The sequence below is a fragment of the Nocardia takedensis NBRC 100417 genome (assembly GCF_000308695.1).
Taxonomy (GTDB): Bacteria; Actinomycetota; Actinomycetes; order Mycobacteriales; family Mycobacteriaceae; genus Nocardia; species Nocardia takedensis.
Map to the genome: position 1 here is coordinate 1 of NZ_BAGG01000070.1, position 1924 is coordinate 1924.

1 pseudogene is annotated in these 1924 nt (G+C 72.0%); it reads right to left on the reverse strand.

Annotation, left to right across the window (positions count from 1 at the left end):
* A pseudogene (locus tag ON30_RS15425) lies at window positions 1–1750 on the reverse strand (type I polyketide synthase); the annotation flags it as partial.
* Window positions 1751–1924: the final 174 nt, after the last annotated feature.

Below are 1924 nucleotides of genomic sequence, written 5' to 3' on the forward strand. Positions count from 1 at the left end.
GGCCCGCGATCAGGGTGAGTCCGGCATCGGCGGGCAGCAGATCGGGATCGGCGACGAGCAGATCGCGCAGGCGGGCGGCCTGCGCGCGCAATGCTTCTCCAGTCCGCGCCGACAGCACCAGCGGCAATGCCAGGGCAGGTGCGGTCTCGGATTCCGGAGCCGCCGTCGTGGCCGGGTCCGGCGCGGGAGCCTGTTCCAGGATGACGTGCGCGTTGGTGCCGCTGATCCCGAACGAGGAGACGCCGGCGCGGCGCGGACGGTCGGTCACGGGCCAGTCGACGGCTTCGGTCAGCAGCCGGACCGCGCCGGAACTCCAGTCGACGTGGGGGCTGGGGGCGTCGACGTGCAGCGTGCGGGGCAGCACTCCGTGCCGCAGGGCGAGCACCATCTTCAGCACGCCGCCCATCCCCGCGGCGGCCTGCGCGTGGCCGATATTGGATTTCAGCGAGCCCAAGAGCAAGGGCCGCTGCGCGCTGTGCGCTTGCCCGTAAGTGGCCAGCAGCGCCTCGGCTTCGATCGGGTCGCCCAATGTCGTACCGGTGCCGTGCGCCTCCACCGCGTCCACCTCGCCCGCCGTGAGACCTCCTGCGGCCAGCGCACTCCGGATCACCTGTTCCTGTGACGGCCCGTTCGGCGCGCTGAGACCGTTGCTCGCGCCGTCCTGGTTGATCGCGGACCCGCGCAGCACCGCCAGAACCCGGTGGCCGTTGCGCTCGGCGTCCGACAGCCGTTCCAGCACGACCATTCCCGCGCCCTCGGCCCACGCGGTGCCGTCGGCGGCGGCCGCGAACGGCTTGCACCGACCGTCGGGCGCGAGTCCGCGCTGGCGGCTGAATTCCACGAACATGCCCGGTGTCGCGAGCACGGCGGCCGCGCCTGCCAAGGCGAGCGTGCACTCGCCCTGGCGCAGCGCCTGGGCCGCCAGGTGCAGCGCGACCAGTGACGACGAGCACGCGGTGTCCACCGTGACGGCGGGCCCGGACAGTCCGAGCGTGTAGGCGATGCGCCCGGAGGCGACGCTGGTGGTGCTGCCGGTCAGCAGGTAGCCGTCGAGTCCGCCGTCTTCGGCGCCCTCGTGCAGACGCGGCCCGTAGTCCTGGGCCATCGCGCCGACGAAGACGCCGACCTGTTCACCGCGCAGCCCCGACGGCGCGATGCCCGCGTCCTCGGCCGCTTCCCACGCCGTCTCCAGCAGCAGGCGCTGTTGCGGGTCAATCGCCAGCGCCTCGCGCGGGCTGATCCCGAAGAAGGCCGCGTCGAAACCGGCGGCGTCGGTGAGGAATCCACCGTGTCGGGCATAGGAGGCGCCGGATTTGCCGGGGTCCTGGTCGAAGAGGGTGTCCAGATCCCAGTCGCGGTCGGTGGGGAATTCGCCGATGGCGTCGACACCGTCCTCGACCAGCCGCCACAGGTCCTCGGGTGTGCGGACACCGCCGGGGAATCGGCAGCTCATCCCGACGATGACGATCGGTTCGTCGGTGGTCGCGGCGCGCGTGACCGCGTCGCCGCGCCCGGCCCCCGACAGCAGTTCGTCCAGGCGCGCGGCCAGTTCCCGCGGGGTCGGATAGTTGAACAGCAGCCCTGCGGGTAAGCGCAGCCCGGTCGCGGCGGCCAACCGATCGCGCAGATCAACGGAGGACACCGAGTCGAATCCGAGGTCGTTGAAGGTGCGGGAGGTCTCGACGGCGGCCGCGTCGTCGTGCCCGAGGACCATCGCGATGCTGGTGTTCACCAGGCTCGTCAGCTCGGCCGGGCTCGCGAGTCGCCGTGGCGTCGCCGCGATGGTAGGGACGGGCGACGCGACGACGTCCGGTGCCGAGCCGTTCGCCGTCGACTCCTCGATCCAGTACCGCTCACGCTGGAACGGGTAGGTGGGCAGATCGACCGCCCGTGCACCGGAAAGCATTCCGGCCCAGTCCACCTC